Raw genomic sequence first — 17,524 nt, 5'->3', positions numbered from 1 at the left:
GCCAGGCACCCCTCCCCAACCCTCCCCTTGCCTGCGGCAAAGGGAGGGAGTGGCTTTGCGCGCGCTTTACAGGTCGTGGCAACGCCTCGCTCCTGCCCCTCCCTTTGCCGCAGGCAAGGGGAGGGTTGGGGAGGGGGCTTCTGATGGCAGCAGGGAACGTGCCACGCCGGGGAACCGCCCCGGTCGCGTATCCCCTGCTTAGTGGTGCTCGCTGCGCCGCACGTGGCGCACGAAACGGCGCAGCAGCTGGCGGGCCAGCGGCGCGGCGCTGACCTCGCGGGCAACGCTGCGTGCGCAGCCGCCATGGCGGGCGATGCAGTCGGCGCGTGCGCGCACGTAGCCGCGCATGTGATGGGTCGCGAATTCGGGGTGGAACTGCAGGCCCCAGGCCTGCTCGCCCCAGCGGAAGGCGTGGCAGTTGTCCTGCACCGAGCGCGCCAGCACGGTGGCGCCTTCGGGGGCGCGCAGCACCGTCTGCAGGTGGGTGGCGTGGGCCGGGAAGGTGGCCGGCAGGCCGGCGAACAGCGGATCGGCCGCGGCCGGTGCTTCCAGCTCCAGGCGGATCGTGCCGGACTCGCGCCCGGCCGGGTTGTAGGCCACCTCGCCGCCCAGTGCGTGGGCCAGCAGCTGGTGGCCATAGCAGATGCCCAGCAGCGGCATGCCGGCATGGGCGGCATCGCGCAGCCAGTCGGCGCTGCGCTCGCTCCAGTCGGCGCGGTCGGTGACGAAGGCGGCCGAACCGGTGACGATGGTGGCGGCGAACCCGCCGCGGTCCGGCAGCGCCTCGCCGTGCTCGACGTTGACCACCACGGTCTCGGCTTCCTCCAGCCCGGCGGCGACGCGGATCCAGTGCGGGAAGCGCCCGTAACGGCGCAGGGTCGGGAACGGTTGCCCGGTTTCAACGATCAGGAACGGCTGGGACTTCATTCCGCGGGAGGCAGTACTGACAGGACTTCCTCGATTGTAGTCAGCCCCTGCGCCACCTTTTCAAGCCCGGTGCGGCGCAGGGTACGCAGCCCTTCGGCGCGTGCGGCGCGGCTGAATCCGGCCAGGTCCATGTCGCGGGTGATCAGGGCGCGCAGCCGCGAACCCAGTGGCAGCAGCTCATACAGGCCGATCCGGCCCATGTAGCCGGTGCGCCGGCACTCCAGGCAGCCGACCGGCGCATATGCGGTGATGACATCAGGTAATGCGTCATGGGCATCACGCAGCGGGGCCCAATCGGCCGCTTCCAGCGTGTCGGGCACCTTGCAGTGCGGGCACAGGGTGCGCACCAGGCGCTGGGCGAGCACGCCGTTGACGGTGGAGCCGATCAGGTAGTGCGGCACGCCCAGGTCGAGCAGGCGGGTGATCGCCGAGGGCGCGTCGTTGGTGTGCAGGGTGGACAGCACCAGGTGGCCGGTCAGCGAGGCCTGCACCGCCATCTGCGCGGTCTCCAGGTCGCGGATCTCGCCGATCATGATGATGTCCGGGTCCTGGCGCAGCAGGGTGCGCACGCCGGCGGCGAAGTCCAGGTCGATGTTGGCCTGCACCTGCATCTGGTTGAATTCCGGCGCGATCATCTCGATCGGGTCTTCCACCGTGCACACGTTCACGTCCGGGGTGGCCAGCCGCTTGAGCGTGGAATACAGCGTGGTGGTCTTGCCCGAGCCGGTCGGGCCGGTGACCAGCACGATGCCGTGCGGGCGGGCGACCAGTTCATTCCAGCCGGCCGCTTCCTCCGGGCTGAAGCCCAGCTGCTCAATGCTCTTGAAGGCCGAGTCCGGGTCGAAGATGCGCATCACGCACTTCTCGCCGAACGCGGTGGGCATGGTGGACAGGCGCATCTCCACCTCGCGCCCGCCCGGCGAGCGGGTCTTGATGCGGCCATCCTGCGGGCGCCGGCGCTCGGCCAGGTCCATGCGGCCGAGCACCTTGACCCGGCTGACCACCGCGGTCATCACCGAGGGCGGCATCTCGAACACCTTGTGCAGCACGCCGTCGATGCGGAACCGCACCCGGCCCATGTCGCGCCGTGGTTCCATGTGGATGTCGCTGGCGCGCTGCTCGTAGGCGTACTGCAGCAGCCAGTCGACGATGCTGACCACGTGGTGGTCGTCGGCGTTGACGTCGCCGGAGCTGCCCAGCTCGACCAGCTGCTCGAAGCTGGGCAGGGTGGTGGCGTTGCCGCCGTCCCGTGAATCGTTGCGGGCATTGCGGATCGAGCGGGTGACGCCGAAGAACTCCATCGTGTAGCGATGCAGGTCCAGCGGGTTGACCAGCACCACCTCGATGCGGCGCCGGCTCAGGTGTTGCAGGTCCGGCACCCAGTCGCGTGCCAGAGGCTCGCTGGTGGCCACCAGCACGCGCTCGCTGTCCACGCCCAGCGGCAGGATGCGGTGGCGGCGGGCATAGGCGTGGGAGACCACGGAGGTGGCGGCGGCCACGTCCACACGGGTCGGGTCGATGCGCAGGTAGCGGGTGTGGGTGCGGCCGGCCAGCCATTCGGTCAGCCGCTCCAGCGCCAGCTCGCCCCGGGCCGGTGGCGCGGCGGCCAGCTTCAGGTTGGCCAGCAGCACCAGCGGATGGATCTCGCTGGGATTGCGCGCGCCCTGGGCCGAGAAGCGGATCCGCTCCTGGTCGTGCGCGGCCACCAGGCCATCGCCCAGCAGGGCGGCGGCGACGTTGGAGAATTGCAGCTTACCGGGCGTGATCGGCACCGGAACCGGTGTTATCTGCGCGCTGCCTGCAGCCTGTTGCTCCACCCCGAACCCCTTGCTGGCGCGGCCAAAGAGCGGCCGCTCGCTATACTAGCGCACCCCTTTCGCATGGCTCAGGCAGCATGTCCGCGACCCCCACCGTTCCAATCACCTTCCAGGGCCTGATCCAGACCCTCAACGATTTCTGGGCAAAACAGGGCTGCGTGCTGATCCAGCCGCTGGACCTGGAAGTGGGCGCCGGCACCTTTCACCCGGCCACCTTCCTGCGCTCGATCGGCCCGGAAAGCTGGAACGCGGCCTACGTGCAGCCCAGCCGCCGTCCCACCGACGGCCGCTATGGCGAGAACCCCAACCGCCTGCAGCGCTACTACCAGTACCAGGTGGCGATGAAGCCGAGCCCGGACAACATCCAGCAGCTGTACCTGGATTCGCTCAAGGCGCTGGGCATCGACCCGCTGGTGCACGACCTGCGCTTCGTCGAGGACAACTGGGAATCGCCGACCCTCGGCGCCTGGGGCCTGGGCTGGGAAGTCTGGCTCAACGGCATGGAGGTCACCCAGTTCACCTACTTCCAGCAGGCCGGTGGCCTGGAGTGCAAGCCGGTGCTGGGCGAGATCACCTACGGCCTGGAGCGGCTGTGCATGTACCTGCAGAACTGCGACAACGTCTACGACCTGGTCTGGACCTACGGCCCGGACGGCACGCCGGTCAGCTACGGCGACGTCTACCACCAGAACGAGGTGGAGCAGAGCACCTACAACTTCGAGTACGCCGACGTGGAGGAGATGTTCCATCGCTTCGACGCCTGCGAGAAGGAAGCGCAGAAGCTGGTCGAGGCCGGCCTGCCGCTGCCGGCCTATGAACAGGTCTGCAAGGCCTCGCATTCGTTCAACCTGCTGGACGCCCGCCGCGCCATCTCGGTGACCGAGCGCCAGCGTTACATCCTGCGCGTGCGCGCGCTGGCCCAGGCCGTGGCCAAGCTGTACGAGGCCAAGCGCATCGAAGCGGTGGCCGCCAAGGAGGTGCAGGCATGAGCATGCAGCCGTTGCTGATCGAACTGGGCGTGGAAGAGCTGCCGGTCAAGGCGCTGCCGGGCCTGGCGCAGGCATTCTTCGATGGCGTGATCGACGGGCTGGCCAAGCGCGGCATCGCGTTTGACCGTGAGGGCGCCAAGCCGCTGTCCACCCCGCGTCGCCTGGCGGTGCTGCTGCCGGGCGTGGAAACCGAACAACCCGAGCAGCATTCGGAGGTGTTCGGCCCGTACCTGAACATCGCGCTGGATGCCAACGGCGCGCCGACCAAGGCGCTGCAGGGCTTCGCCGCCAAGGCCGGCATCGACTGGACCGCGCTGGAGCGCACCACCGACGCCAAGGGCGAGCGCTTCGTGCTGCGCTCGGTCAGCCCGGGCGCACAGACCGCCGCGCTGCTGCCGGAGATCGTGCGCGAGGCCATCGCCGCGATGCCGATCCCCAAGCCGATGCGCTGGGGCAACCACGAGTACGCCTTTGCCCGCCCGGTGCACTGGCTGGTGGTGCTGCATGGCAATGACGTGGTGCCGGCTGAACTGCTGGGCCTGAAATCGGACCGTTTCAGCCGTGGCCACCGCTTCATGGCCGACAAGCAGGTGTGGCTGAGCCACCCGAACGACTACGTCGAGTCGCTGAAGGCCGCCAGCGTGCTGGTCGATGCCGACGCGCGCCGCGAGCGCATCGTCGCCGAGGTCAATGCCGCGGCCGCGCAGGCCGGCGGCGTGGCGCGCATCACCGAGGACAACCTGGAGCAGGTCGTGAACCTGGTCGAGTGGCCGTCGGCGGTGCTGTGCAGCTTCGAGCGCGAGTTCCTGGCGGTGCCGCAGGAAGCGCTGATCGAGACGATGGAGATCAACCAGAAGTTCTTCCCGGTGCTGGATGACGGCGGCAAGCTGACCGAGAAGTTCATCGGCATCGCCAACATCGAGTCCAGGGACGTGGCCGAGGTGGCCAAGGGCTACGAGCGCGTGATCCGTCCGCGTTTCTCCGATGCCAAGTTCTTCTTCGACGAGGACCTCAAGCAGGGCCTGGCCGCGATGGGCGAGGGCCTGAAGAGCGTGACCTACCAGGCCAAGCTGGGCACGGTGGCCGACAAGGTGCAGCGCGTGTCGACGCTGGCCCAGCACATCGCCGCCCAGGTCGAGGTGGACCTGGCGCAGGCACGGCGTGCCGCCGAGCTGGCCAAGAACGACCTGCAGTCGCGCATGGTCAACGAGTTCCCGGAGCTGCAGGGCATCGCCGGCCGCCATTACGCCGTGGCCGGTGGCGAGTCGCCCGCCGTGGCGCTGGCCATCGACGAGGCCTACCAGCCGCGCTTCGGCGGTGACGACATCGCGCTGAGCCCGCTGGGCAAGGTGCTGGCCATCGCCGAGCGCCTGGACACGCTGGCCGGCGGCTTTGCCGCGGGCCTGAAGCCGACCGGCAACAAGGACCCGTTCGCACTGCGCCGCAATGCGCTGGGGTTGGCGCGCACGGTCATCGAGTCGGGCTTTGATCTGGACCTGCGTACGCTGTTGGCTACCGCGATCAAGGGGCTGCCCGCTGCGGTACAGCCCAGTGCCGATCTCAATACCGAGACGCTTGGGCTTGATCTGTACGACTTCATCATCGACCGCCTGAAGGGCTACTACGCCGACAAGGGCGTGCCGGCCACCCACTTCAACGCCGTGGCCGAACTGAAGCCGGCCTCGCTGTACGACTTCGACCGCCGCATCGATGCCATCGGCACCTTCGCCCAGCTGCCCGAAGCCGAGGCGCTGGCCGCGGCCAACAAGCGCATCCGCAACATCCTGCGCAAGGCCGAGGGCGACATCCCGGGCATGATCGACCCGGCGTTGCTGCGCGAGCCGGCCGAGAGCGAGCTGGCCGAGGCGGTGACCGCGGCCATCGACGACACCGGCACCAGCCTGCACCACAAGGACTACGTGGCCGTGCTCGGCCGCCTGGCTCGCCTGCGCCCGCAGGTGGATGCGTTCTTCGATGCGGTGATGGTCAACGCCGAGGACCCGGCGCTGCGCGGCAACCGCCTGGCGTTGCTGCGCACGCTGGGTGACCGCCTGGGCAGCGTCGCGGCGATCGAGCACCTGTCCAACTGATCGCGGGCGACATGCCGCAGACGAAGGCCCGCACGAGCGGGCCTTCGTCGTTCTTCTTCCGGCAGGAGCGGCCCCGGCCGCGAAGCACGCACGAAGGCGGTCCATGCAAGGGCCGGTGTGCCGATGAAGTTGCGGCCGTTGTCGGTGTTGCAGGGGCTGCTGACTTCGCGGCCGAGGCAGCTCCGGCCTGATCGGCAGTGCAGGCCCACCGGCGACGTCCGGCACAAGCGCGCCTGGGATTTACATCGCTTTCACATGTGGCAAAACCGCCACATTGTGATTTTGCCAGTCATCTCCAGCCCGGTATGCTGGCGTGCATGCAGCCTTCCCGAATCACCCTTTTTCTCCTGTCTGCCGCGTTGTTTCTGGCGGCGCCCCTCGCCCATGCCCGCGGCACCATCCAGAAAGTCGAAATCAAGGGCCTGGACAAGGGCGACGACGCCGAGATGATCGAGAACATCGAGGCCTCGCTCTCGCTCTATGACGTCATCGGCAAGCAGCAGGGCGAGTCCCGGCTGGAATACCTGCTCTCCCAGGCCGAGAGCCAGACCCGCAAGGCGCTGGAGCCGTTCGGGTTCTACAACCCCAACATCACCATCGAAAGCCCGCGCGAGGGCGACAACGTGCGCGTGGTCGTGCGCGTGGAGAAGGGCGAGCAGATCCGGGTCCGCCAGGAAGAACTGGCCATCACCGGCCCGGCCGGCCGCGACCGCTACCTGATGGAGGACCTGGAGGCGTTCCAGCCCAAGCGCGGCCAGCCCTTCGACTCGGTCAACTACGAAGCCAGCAAGATCACCATCACCCGCCGCCTGGCCGAACGTGGCTACTTCGACGCCGACTTCACCCAGCGCAAGGTGGAAGTCACCCGTGCCGAGAACGCCGCCGACATCTTCCTCACCTGGGACAGCGGCCGCCGCTACAACATGGGGCCGATCAACTTCCAGCAGGACTACTTCCGCCAGGACCTGTTCGAGCCGCTGGTGTACTGGGAGCAGGGCAGCTACTGGCACGAAGGCAAGCTGGACCGCCTGCGCGAGTCGCTGACCAAGCTGGATTACTTCAGCGTCATCGACATCCAGCCGCACCCGGAGCAGGCTGACGAGAGCGGCGAGGTGCCGGTGGACGTGAAGCTGACCCGCGCCAAGCGCACCATCTACACCGCGGGCCTGAGCTACGGCAGCGAGAGCGGTGCCGGTGTACGCGGTGGCGTGGAGCGTCGCTACGTCAACCGCCGCGGCCACAAGCTCAACACCCAGGTCGACTACGCGCAGAAGCGCAAGAGCCTGATCACCAGCTACCGCGTGCCGGGCTTCCGCTGGCTCGATGGCTGGTACACCTACGCGGTGAGCGTCTATGACGAGCAGACCGACTACATCGACCTGCGCAACTTCAAGCTGATCGCCAGCCGCAGCGGCGAGATCAACGAGCACTGGAATGCCATCGTCTCGATGAACGCCCTGCGCGAGCGCTGGCGCTACAGCTCCGGCAACCAGTTCAACAGCGCCGTGTACCAGTACTCCACGCTGGTCTACCCGCAGTTGACCGCCGATTACGTGGACGTGGACGACAAGAGCTTCCCGCGCCGGGGCCTGAGCGGCAACGCGACCATGCGCGCCGGCATCGAGGGCGTCGGCTCGGACACCAGCTTCGTCCAGGCCGATGCGACCGTGCGCTGGTACGTGCCGGTGGGAGAGAGTGACCGCCTGATCCTGCGCGGCCAGGCCGGCACCACCTGGACCAGCGACCTGGTGGCGATGCCGCCCAGCCTGCGCTACTTCGCCGGTGGTGACCGCTCCATCCGCGGTTACGCCTACCGTGAAGTGGGCCCGCGCACGCCGGCCCCGGACAAGTTCGCCCTAGGTGCCAAGAACCTGGTGGTCGGTTCGGCCGAGTACGAGCATTACTTCGGCGGCGGCCCGTGGGGCGCGGCGGTGTTCGTCGATACCGGCAGCGCCTTCGACAACACCATCGACCTGCATACCGGCGTGGGCCTGGGCGTGCGCTGGAAATCCCCGGTGGGCCCGGTGCGCATCGACATCGCGCACGGCCTGAACAGCCCTGACTCGCAGTTCCAGCTGTACCTCAACATCGGAGCGGACCTGTGAGCCGGCGTCCGGAAGAGGTGAGCCCGGAAGAGCGCGAGGCGCGCATCGCCGAGCTGCGGGCGCGGCGCAGGGCGCGCATGCGCACGCTGGCCGTGCGCAGCGGCATCACCCTCACCGTGCTGGTGCTGCTGGGGTTGTTCGGCCTGTACTGGCTGCTGCAGACCGTGGCCGGCCGCGAAGTGCTGCTGGCGCAGGTGGTGGCACGCCTGCCGGCCGGCTCGTCGCTGACCTGGAGCAAGGCCGAGGGCCCGCTGGCCGGCCCGCTGATCCTGCACGACCTGGATTTCCGCTACGACGACCTGCATTTCAGCGCCGCCGAAGCCTACCTGGACCCGGACATCCGTCCGCTGCTGGGCCGCAAGCTGCGCCTGGACGCGCTGCGCATCCGCGACGCGCACCTGGAGCTGGGCCCGTCGGAGGACAAGCCATTCGAACTGCCGCGCTGGCCGGACGTGCTGCCGGCCATCGAGCTGCCGCTCGCGCTGCAGGCGGACACCATCGTGGTCGATGGCCTGCGCATCACCCAGCTGCAGGAACCGATCATCGACATCACCCGCGTCCGCGGTGGCATCGAGGCGGCCGACGGCGAATTCACCGCCACCCAGCTCAAGGTCAACAGCAACCTGGGTGACTTCCGCATCGACGGCCATTACCTGCCGCGCAAGGACTACCGGACCGACCTGACCGTGCGTGCATTGATGCCGCCGCGACCGGGCCAGGCCGCGGCGCGGCTGGGGCTGGTGGCACGCGGCGACCTGGCGCACATGGAAGTGGCGCTGGCCGGTTACGCGCCCAAGCCGTTGCACGCCAGCCTGGTGCTGGACGGTCGCAACGACCCGGTCTGGAAGCTGGCCGCGCGCAGCGAGGAGCTGGACCTGGGCCAACTGGTGCCCGCGCAGTTCATGGCCGAAGCGCCCGCACCGCTGGCGCTGGACTTCACCGCGCGGGGCCGTGGCGGCAACGCGCAGCTGCAGGGGCGCGTGCGCCAGGGCGAACAGGAACTGGTGCTGGCGCCGTCCAATGTCAGCATCGACAACCAGGTGCTGACCGTCGCGCCGCTGGTGGCCGAGGCCTTCGGCGGCACCGTGCGCCTGCAGGGCAAGGCCGATTTCACCGATGCGCAGAACCCCGGCTTCCGCTTCGCGGTGGTGGCCAACCAGTTGACCTGGACGCCCGCGCCGGACCCGACCGCACCGGACAGCACGCCGGTGCCGATGCACCTGAAGGAAGCGCGGCTGGGCGTGGCCGGCAACCTCAAGCAATGGGCGGCGATCGGCAAGGCCGACGTGGCCCGCGACCAGCAGGACGCCAGCCTGGATTTCGACGTGCGCGGCAATGACCAGCAGGCGCAGATCGAACACCTGAAGGCGACCACGCCGGGCGGTGCACTGGAGCTGGTCGGCTCGGCCGCCTGGGCCCCCGCATTGGCGTGGGACGTGGATGCGCGGCTGGCCAACTTCGACCCGGGCTATTTCGCACCGGGCTGGGACGGCGACCTGTCCGGCACGCTGGCGTCCCGCGGCAAGCAGTTGCCGCCGCCGGCCGGCACCGACGACCTGCGTTTCGAGGCCACGCTGGATGCGCCGAAGATCAGCGGCCGGCTGCGTGGCCGCAGCGTCGACGCACGCGCCAAGCTGGCCGTGCAGGGGACGCAGGGCGAGGGCGACGTGCGGCTGGTGCTGGGCCAGAGCCGCATCGAGGCCAAGGGCAAGGTCGGCGACCGCATCGACGTGGATGCACGGCTGGAGCCGCTGCACCTGTCCGACCTGCTGCCCGGCGGCAGCGGCAGCCTGGCCGGCACCGTGCAGCTGCGCGGCACGCCCAGCCAGCCGGACATCACCGCCAACCTGCAGGGCAGCAGCCTGCAATGGGACGACTGGAAGGCCGGCCAGGTCAGCATCAACGGCCGCCTGCCGTGGGCCGGCGACAACGGCAACCTGCAGGTGCAGGGCAGCGCGCTGGAGGTGGGCATGCTGCTCGACCACGTGCGCGTGGACGCACGCGGCAGCCTGCAGAACCTGCGGCTGGACGCGGAGACGCGCAACGACCTGGGCGCGCTCGCACTCAGTGGCAGCTTGCGCCAGGCCGGTCAGGCGTGGCGTGGCGAACTGGGGGCATTGCGGATCGCGCCGATCAAGGGCGCACCGTGGCAGCTGCGCCAGCCCGCGGCGTTCAGCGTGCAGGGCAGCGCCTTCACCCTGGGCGATGCCTGCCTGGGCTCGGACACCGGTGGCGCGTTGTGCGTGGCCGCCAACTGGCCGCGCGAGGGCCTGCTGCTGCGCGGTGATGCACTGCCGCTGGCGTTGGTGCAGCCGTGGCTGCCGCCGAACTCGGGCCGTCGCATCCATCTGCGTGGCGACATCACCCTGGACGGCAACATCCGCCCGCGTGGCAATGCCTGGGAAGGCAGCTTCAAGGTGGCCTCGGCCGAGGGTGGCATCCGCCTGGGCGACAACGCCCGCGGTGAACTGGTGCGCTACGACCACTTCTCGATCAACGTGGACATGCAGCCCAACAGCATCAAGGGCTACCTCGGTGTAGGCTTCCAGGGCGATGGCTTCATCGACGCCAAGGTGCAGACCGGCTGGGAGCCGAACGCCGCGCTCAACGGCGAGCTGTACCTGAACATGTCGCGGCTGTACTGGATGGAGCTGTTCTCGCCGGACCTGGTGCGGCCCAAGGGCCTGGTCGAAGGCCACGTGAGCCTGCGCGGCACGCGCTCGCAGCCCACGCTGGGCGGTGAGGCCAAGCTGAGCGATTTCACCGGCGAGTTCCCCGCGCTTGGCCTGACCCTGAGCGAAGGCGTGGGCAACTTCACCGCGCAGCCCGATGGCTCGGCGCGCATCAGCGCCTCGGCCAAGACCGGCGGCGAAGGCGCGCTGAAGATCGACGGCGGGCTGTCGTGGTTCGGCGATGCCCAGCCGTTGCAGCTGCATATCCACGGTGACAACGTGCTGCTCGCCAACACCAGCGAGATGCGCGTGGTGGCCAACCCGGACCTGAACTTCACCTTGGCCGGCACCGCGATGGAACTGCGGGGCAGCGTGCACGTGCCGGAGGCTGACCTGGACCTGGAGCGCCTGGACCGCGGCACCTCGGTGTCGGAGGACATCGTGGTGCTGGACCCGGTGGACCCGGAGGAAGCGCCGTCCTCGCCGCTGGACATGGACCTGACCGTCAGCCTCGGCGACAAGGTCCGGATGAACGGCTTCGGCCTCAAGGGCGCGCTGACCGGACGCATGCAGGTGCGCGCGCGCCCGGGCCGCGAGATGACCGCCAACGGCGGGCTGGAAGTGAGCGGTCGCTACAAGGCCTACGGCCAGGACCTGACCATCACCGACGGCACGCTGCTGTGGAACTACGGCATCGTCTCGGACCCGCGCATCAACATCAAGGCGCAGCGCGAGATCGGCGACGTCACCGCCGGCATCCACGTCACCGGCCGCGCGCAGGCGCCGAAGGTGGACGTGTGGTCGGAGCCGGCCATGTCCCAGTCCGAAGCCCTGGCCTACCTGGTGCTGGGCCGCAGCCTGAGCATGGCCAGCAGCGACCAGGCGCAGCAGGTCAACGCGGCCTCGGCGGCGCTGTCGGCGGGCAGCGGCCTGCTGGCCGCGCAGGTGGGTGCCAAGCTGGGCCTGGACGACGCCGGCGTGAGCCAGTCGCGTGCGCTGGGCGGTTCGGTGATCGGCGTGGGCAAGTACATCACGCCCAAGCTCTACGTTGGCTACGGCGTCTCGCTGGTCGGCAGCGGCTCGGTGATCACGCTCAAGTACCTGCTGCGCCGTGGCTTCGACATCGAAGTGGAATCGTCCACGGTGGAAAACCGTGGTTCGGTGAACTGGCGTACCGAGAAGTAAGCCCCCGGCCGTGCAACGCCGGGGATGGGCCGGTCGCGCAGCCATGCCGCGCGCGGCGTTACCGGGGAAATGCGTGCCGGGCGTGGCTCGGCACTACGGGGCGTCTTCCGTTGGTATCCGCTCGCCGCGCGTGCGATGCAGGCGGCCCAGGTCGAACAGGCACAGGCCCAGCGCCAGGCCGCCGCTCAGCGCGCCGTAGGACAGGTTCAAGCCGCGCATGACGAATGGCGCGGCGAAGAACAGGCCGATCGCCAGCAGGGGCAGCATCTGGTTGAGCCGCGCCGAGGCGCGCAGCGCACGCCGCACGGCGAGCCACAGCGCGGCACCGCCCAACAGCATGCCCAGGAATCCCAGCGGCGTGGAGCTGAGCGCGATGGCGGCCACGGCAAGCAGCGGAAGCCACAGCCGCATCGCTGCAGGCGTGGGCAGCCAATGCATCAGCAACTTCCACGGCAGCACGCCCATGCCCAGCAGCAGCGCGACCGCCGTACCGGTCAGGGCCAAGGGCATCAGCTCACCTGGCGACGGCCAGCCCAGGCCTGCATCCAGGTCGGCGCTGGCTTTCGTCACGTACACCGCGACGGGCAGCAGCAACCACAATGCGGACAGGCCGATGCCGCGGATCAGCCCCAGCAGCACACGATCCTGGCTGAGCCGCCCGTCGTCGGTGACCGCGCGCCAGAACCTGACCTGCATCTCGTGCAGCGGCGGGCAGGGCAGGAAAGCGGCCGCGTCACCGAGGTGCCGCAGCGCATTGCGCATCATGTGCAGGCGGGCCGGGTTTGCCGCGCTCAGCAGTGCCTGCAGGTGGCGCCACGGACGGGTCAGCAGCGTGCGGCACCGCCGTGTGTCGGGCAGTGTCGCCGGTGCGTCCTGGTCGGTCTGCAGTTCCAGTGCCAATGCCGCTTCGTTGCCCGCCTGCCAGATCCAACGCTGGCGCAGCGTCTCGCGCATGCCGGCCAACGTGTCCGGGTCGACATGCGTGCCCACCTGGTCCCAACCGAACGCCGTGGCGAGCAGATCGAAATTGGCGCCGCCGATGGCGTCGCCACCGTGGTACAGGCGGCCGAGAAGCTCGCCACCGGCATCGGCCTTGCCGCTCAACGACCAGAGCTCCGGGCACGTGTCCAGCCAAACCTGGAAGCGGTCCGGTGGCTGCGTGCCGGCGGCGTCGATGATGCGCGCGACCAGCGCGTCGAGGTCGATGGCCGGCGGCAGGACCAGACTGTCCTGTGCCAGCCAGGTCGGTTCGGCGTACGGGTGGGTGGGCGCGACGGCCGCGGGTGCGGCACCGGCCAGCACGTCGGCCAACGACTGCGGCTCGATGATGATCTCCAGTGCATCCGGCTGCGCCGTCGGCCATGGGTCCTGGCCATCGTCCGGTGCTTCGGCGTCGGTGGTCGCCAACGCCTGTTGATGGCGCTGCCAGTGCAGGGCGGTCTGGTAGGCCTCGTGCAGGCGCTGGAAGGCCGCGGCGTCATCGTCCGGGCGGTTGCTGCGCAACAACCGGGCATAGGCGCGCTTGATTGCGCGCTCGTCGGCGCTGGCGTCGAGCTCGAGTACTTCCAGCGCCCAGCTCACTGCAGCCCCTCCAGCTCGTCCAGCGCCCGGCCGAGTTCGCGCCGGTGGCGCTCCACGCGCTGCGTGTCCTGGCTTTCCAGCGCCTCGCGGAACTGCAGCAGCCAGCCCTGCAACTGCTCGCGCTGGTCCACGTGTTCGGAGTACAGGCGTTCGGTGCGCGCGATCAGCGCAATGTTGGGTTGATGGTCACGCGGGTGCACCTTCAACGCCTGCAGTGCCTGCAGGCGTTGCTGGATCTGGTCCGGGGCCAGCACGCCGGGGTTCTGCTCCAGCACCAGCTCGTGGCGCTTGCCGGTGGCGTTCTCGGTGACCTCGACCTGCAGGATGCCATCCACGTCGTAGGTGAAGCGGGTGGTGACCGAGCGGTCCTCATTGCCGTGGTTGGTCAGCGGAATCTGCAGTTCGCCGAGCTTGATGTTCCTGTCCACCGTGGGGCTTTCGCCCTGGTAGACATCGAAGCGCAGGACTTTCTGCTCGGCATGCACCGGATGGAACACGTCCTCGCGGCTGACCGGCACCACGCTGTTGCGCTGGATGATGGGATGGAAGTAGCCGGTGCGCTCCTTGCCGTCCGGGCCCATCCGCGACACCTGCGTGCCCAGCGTGTACGGGCAGACATCGGTCAACACCACTTCCCGCAGCGCGCTGTCGCGCGCCTTCATGCCGGCGGCGACGGCCGCGCCGAGGGCGATGGCCTGGTCCGGGTGGATATGGCGCAGTGGCAGGCGCCCGAACATGCGCGTGGCAAGGCGCACGACCATCGGCATGCGCGCCGCGCCGCCGACCAGGATGATGTCGTCCAGTGCCTCGGGCTTGAGCCGCGCGTCGCGGATGGCGCGTTCGATGGGCGTGCGCATCCGTTGCAGCAGCGGTTCGCACAGCTGCGCATAGCGGGCTTCATCCATGTGCCAGTGCAGCTCGCGGCCACCCAGCGTGAGTTGCAGGTCAACCGCGCTGCGCGCGCTGAGCTCGCGCTTGAGCTGCTCCAGGCGGTGCAGCAGTTGCGCCTGCTCGCTGGCATCGAGCGTCGCCGGGTCGAGTTTCATGTCCTGCCGGAAGGCGTGCGCCAGTACCTGCAGAAAGTCCTCGCCGCCGAGGAAGTTGTCGCCGGCGCTGGCATGGACCTCGACGATGCCGTCGAACAGCTCGAGGATCGATACGTCGAAGGTGCCACCGCCCAGGTCCAGCACCAGGATGCGGCCCTCGCGCTCGCGTTCCTGCAGCCCATAGGCCAGGGCCGCGGCGGTCGGCTCGTTGATCAGGCGCTCGACGCGGATGCCGGCCAATTCGCCGGCGGTGCGGGTTGCCTTGCGCTGTGCGTCGGAAAAATAGGCCGGCACGCTGATGACGGCCTCCTCGACCTTGTGGCCGAGCGCGGCCTCGGCGTCGGCCAGCAGTGCGCGCAGCACCAGTGCGGACAGCTCCTCCGGGCGGAAGCGGTGGCTGCCCAGCCGGGTCTCGCGGTCGGTGCCCATCCAGCGCTTGAAGTGGGCCACGCTGTCGCCGGGATGGCTGACCAGCCGGTCGCGTGCGGCCTGGCCGACCAGCACCGCGCCATCGGCGACGCTGACCGCCGAAGGCGTCAACACCTGGCCGTGCGGGTTTGGAAAAAGGACCGGGCCGTCGGCACCGTGCATGCCGATCAACGAGTGCGTTGTGCCCAGATCAATGCCGACGATCATCCCTGATGCCCCTGTTCAAGTTGTCATTGCGATTGTAGGCAAGCCACCGCGATGCGGAAACACGCCGTGCAACCGGGTGATGGATCGGCATGCAGCACGGGCCTGCATGCCGGCGCTGGCATCGGGGCGCCGACCATGACCGCTGGCGGTTGCCGCTGTTGGCTGGCACGGCTACTGTCTGGCCCTGTTCTGCATTCCGCTGGAGTACCCATGACCCGCAAACCGCTTGCCGCCGCCCTGGCGCTGGGCATGTCCCTGGCCACCGCCGCCCATGCCAACGAAGGCATGTGGATGCCGACGCAGCTGCCTGACCTGGCCGACACGCTGAAGGACGCGGGGTTCAAGGGCAATCCGGCCGAACTGGCCGACGTCACCGCGCCGCCGCTGAGCGCGGTGGTGCGGGTCGGTGGCGGCACCGGCTCGTTCGTCTCCGGCGACGGCCTGCTGCTGACCAACCACCACGTGGCTTATGGCGTGATCCAGTACAACGCCAGCAAGGAACACAACATCATCGACGAGGGCTTCATCGCCCAGGGCCGTGCCGATGAGCGCGCCGCCAACCCGGATTACCGCGTGCTGGTGACGGTGGGCTTCGACAAGGTCACCGATGACGTGCTCAAGGACGCACGCGGCAAGACCGGCCGCGCCTACTACGATGCGGTGGAGAATGCGCGCAAGCGCATCGTCGCCGACTGCGAGGCCGAAAGCGGCGTGCGCTGCTCGGTGGCCAACATGTACTACGGCAGCGACTTCTACCGCATCCGCCAGCTGGAGCTGACCGACATCCGCCTGGTCTATGCGCCGCCGCGCGCGATCGGCAACTACGGCGACGAGATCGACAACTTCATGTGGCCGCGCCATACCGGTGACTTCACCCTGCTGCGTGCCTACGTGGGCAAGGACGGCAAGCCGGCGCCGTACAGCAAGGACAACGTGCCGTACCACCCGCCGGCACACCTGACGATGTCGCTGGACGGGCCGAAGGAAGGCGACTACGCGATGCTGGCCGGTTACCCGGGCACCACCTACCGGCTGCGCACCGCCGCCGAGTTCGCCAACCAGATCGATACGGTGCTGCCGCGCCGCGTGGCGGTGTTCCAGCAGCTGATCGACACCATCGAGGCGATCGGCAAGGACAATGCCGATGCACGCACGCGCTACGCCTCGCAGCTGCAGTCGCTGAAGAACAACCGCAAGCGCGCCGCCGGCGAGCTGGAAGGGCTGCTGCGCAGCGATGCCAAGACCCAGCGTGCGCAGGACGAGCAGGCGATGCTGGCCGCCACCGACCGCAAGTACAACGCCGACATCGATGCGCTGTTCGCCTCGCTGGCGGCCGGTGAGCAGGCCGGTGCCAGCGAGTTCCTGGTGACGCTGATGTCCAGCCAGACCCAGCTGCTGCGCTCGGCCATGCTGCTCGAGCGCCTGCGCATCGAGTCGGCCAAGCCCGACGCCGAGCGCGAGAGCGGTTACCAGCAGCGCGACCAGGCGCTGATCGAAGGCGTGCTCAAGCAGGTGCAGCGTCGCTACGACCCGACGGTGGAGAAGGCCATCCTCACCGCGCTGTTGACCCGTTACCAGCAGCTGCCCGATGCACAGCGCGACGCGCACTACGACAACCTGTTCGGCCGCACCCCGGCAGAGCTGGCCCGGCACCTGGACGAGATCTATGCGCAGACCCGCCTGGGCGACGAGGCGCAGCGCCTGTCGCGCTTTGAATCGGCGCGCAAGGGGGGATTCATCGAGGGCGACGCGCTGGTGTCGGTGGCGTCGGCGCTGGTGATGGCGCAGCTCAATGCCGAGCGTGAAAGCAAGGAGCGCGAGGGTGAGCAGCTGCGCCTGCGGCCTTCGTACATGCAGGCCCTGTTCGATTGGCGTGCAAAGCAGGGCCGGGCGGTTTACCCGGATGCCAACAGCACGCTGCGCATCAGCTACGGCAAGGTCGAGGCGCTGCACCCGCGCGACGCGGTCAGCTATTCGCCGGTGACCACGGTGGCCGGCATCGTCGAGAAGAACACCAACACGGTGCCGTTCGATGCGCCCAAGCCGCTGCTGGCGGCCATCGCCAAGGGTGACTTCGGCAGTACCGCGGACCCGGCGCTGAAGACGCAGACGGTCAACTTCCTGACCAACCTGGACACCACCGGCGGCAACTCCGGTTCGCCGGTGCTCAATGCCAAGGGCGAGCTGATCGGCCTGAACTTCGATTCCAACTGGGAGTCGGTCAGCGCCAGCTGGTGGTTCGACCCGCGCTACAAGCGTGCCGTGCACGTGGACATGCGCTACCTGCGCTGGCTGCTGGCCAAGGTCTACCCGGCACCGGCGCTGCTGCAGGAGATGGGCGTGCCGGCGCAGTAAGCCCGGCCGCACCGGCAGAACTGTAACGGGGCCTACGGGCCCCGTTACTGTTTAATCTTCTGACACATGTACCCTCCCGTAACTGGTATTACGCTGGGCTAGAATCCGACATACGTAGGCA

The 17,524-nt window shown here is 68.9% G+C and carries 9 protein-coding genes; 5 read left to right on the top strand and 4 right to left on the bottom strand.

Going from position 1 to position 17,524, the window contains the following annotated elements; genetic code table 11:
• Positions 1-198 precede the first annotated feature (198 nt).
• A complete protein-coding gene (locus ATCM_RS07900; protein WP_132863981.1) occupies positions 199-927 on the bottom strand; it encodes a glutamine amidotransferase in 729 nt (242 codons plus the stop codon).
• Complete coding sequence (locus ATCM_RS07895; protein WP_132866108.1) at positions 924-2,714, bottom strand: GspE/PulE family protein; 1,791 nt, start codon at positions 2,712-2,714, stop codon at positions 924-926. The genes ATCM_RS07900 and ATCM_RS07895 overlap by 4 nt, the downstream gene beginning before the upstream one ends.
• A 107-nt stretch (positions 2,715-2,821) precedes the next feature.
• Here ATCM_RS07895 and glyQ point away from each other — a divergent pair, with 107 nt between their 5' ends.
• The 4 genes from glyQ to ATCM_RS07875 all read left to right on the top strand — a co-directional run bounded on the left by glyQ (position 2,822) and on the right by ATCM_RS07875 (position 11,785).
• Positions 2,822-3,733: a glycine--tRNA ligase subunit alpha gene (gene glyQ, locus ATCM_RS07890; protein ID WP_132863979.1), complete on the top strand. Its 912-nt coding sequence runs from the start codon at positions 2,822-2,824 to the stop codon at positions 3,731-3,733.
• Positions 3,730-5,823 carry a glycine--tRNA ligase subunit beta gene (glyS, locus tag ATCM_RS07885; RefSeq protein WP_132863977.1) on the top strand — a complete coding sequence of 698 codons (2,094 nt, stop codon included), beginning with the start codon at positions 3,730-3,732 and terminating at the stop codon, positions 5,821-5,823. Before glyQ ends, glyS begins: the two co-directional genes overlap by 4 nt.
• A 305-nt stretch (positions 5,824-6,128) precedes the next feature.
• On the top strand, positions 6,129-7,928 hold the full coding sequence (locus tag ATCM_RS07880) for an autotransporter assembly complex family protein (RefSeq protein WP_132863976.1): 1,800 nt from the start codon (positions 6,129-6,131) through the stop codon (positions 7,926-7,928).
• Between the two features lie 77 nt (positions 7,929-8,005).
• Positions 8,006-11,785 (top strand): translocation/assembly module TamB domain-containing protein, encoded by a 3,780-nt coding sequence (locus tag ATCM_RS07875; protein ID WP_132866107.1) that lies wholly within the window; start codon positions 8,006-8,008, stop codon positions 11,783-11,785.
• Between the two features lie 93 nt (positions 11,786-11,878).
• Here ATCM_RS07875 and ATCM_RS07870 read toward each other — a convergent pair whose 3' ends face one another.
• Together ATCM_RS07870 and ATCM_RS07865 are read right to left on the bottom strand one after the other, a co-directional pair.
• The gene (locus ATCM_RS07870) at positions 11,879-13,366 is read right to left on the bottom strand and encodes a hypothetical protein (protein WP_132863974.1); all 1,488 of its coding nucleotides are present in this window, start codon (positions 13,364-13,366) and stop codon (positions 11,879-11,881) included.
• On the bottom strand, positions 13,363-15,048 hold the full coding sequence (locus tag ATCM_RS07865) for an Hsp70 family protein (protein WP_132863972.1): 1,686 nt from the start codon (positions 15,046-15,048) through the stop codon (positions 13,363-13,365). Before ATCM_RS07865 ends, ATCM_RS07870 begins: the two co-directional genes overlap by 4 nt.
• 210 nt (positions 15,049-15,258) lie before the next feature.
• Between ATCM_RS07865 and ATCM_RS07860 the strand changes: the two genes are divergently transcribed.
• Complete coding sequence (locus tag ATCM_RS07860; RefSeq protein ID WP_132863971.1) at positions 15,259-17,403, top strand: S46 family peptidase; 2,145 nt, start codon at positions 15,259-15,261, stop codon at positions 17,401-17,403.
• Positions 17,404-17,524 lie beyond the last annotated feature (121 nt).

Source organism: Stenotrophomonas sp. ATCM1_4 (genome assembly GCF_004348115.1).
GTDB classification, from domain to species: domain Bacteria; phylum Pseudomonadota; class Gammaproteobacteria; order Xanthomonadales; family Xanthomonadaceae; genus Stenotrophomonas; species Stenotrophomonas capsici.
The sequence above is the reverse complement of the archived record's forward strand: the minus strand, read 5'-3'. Positions and strand labels throughout refer to the sequence as shown.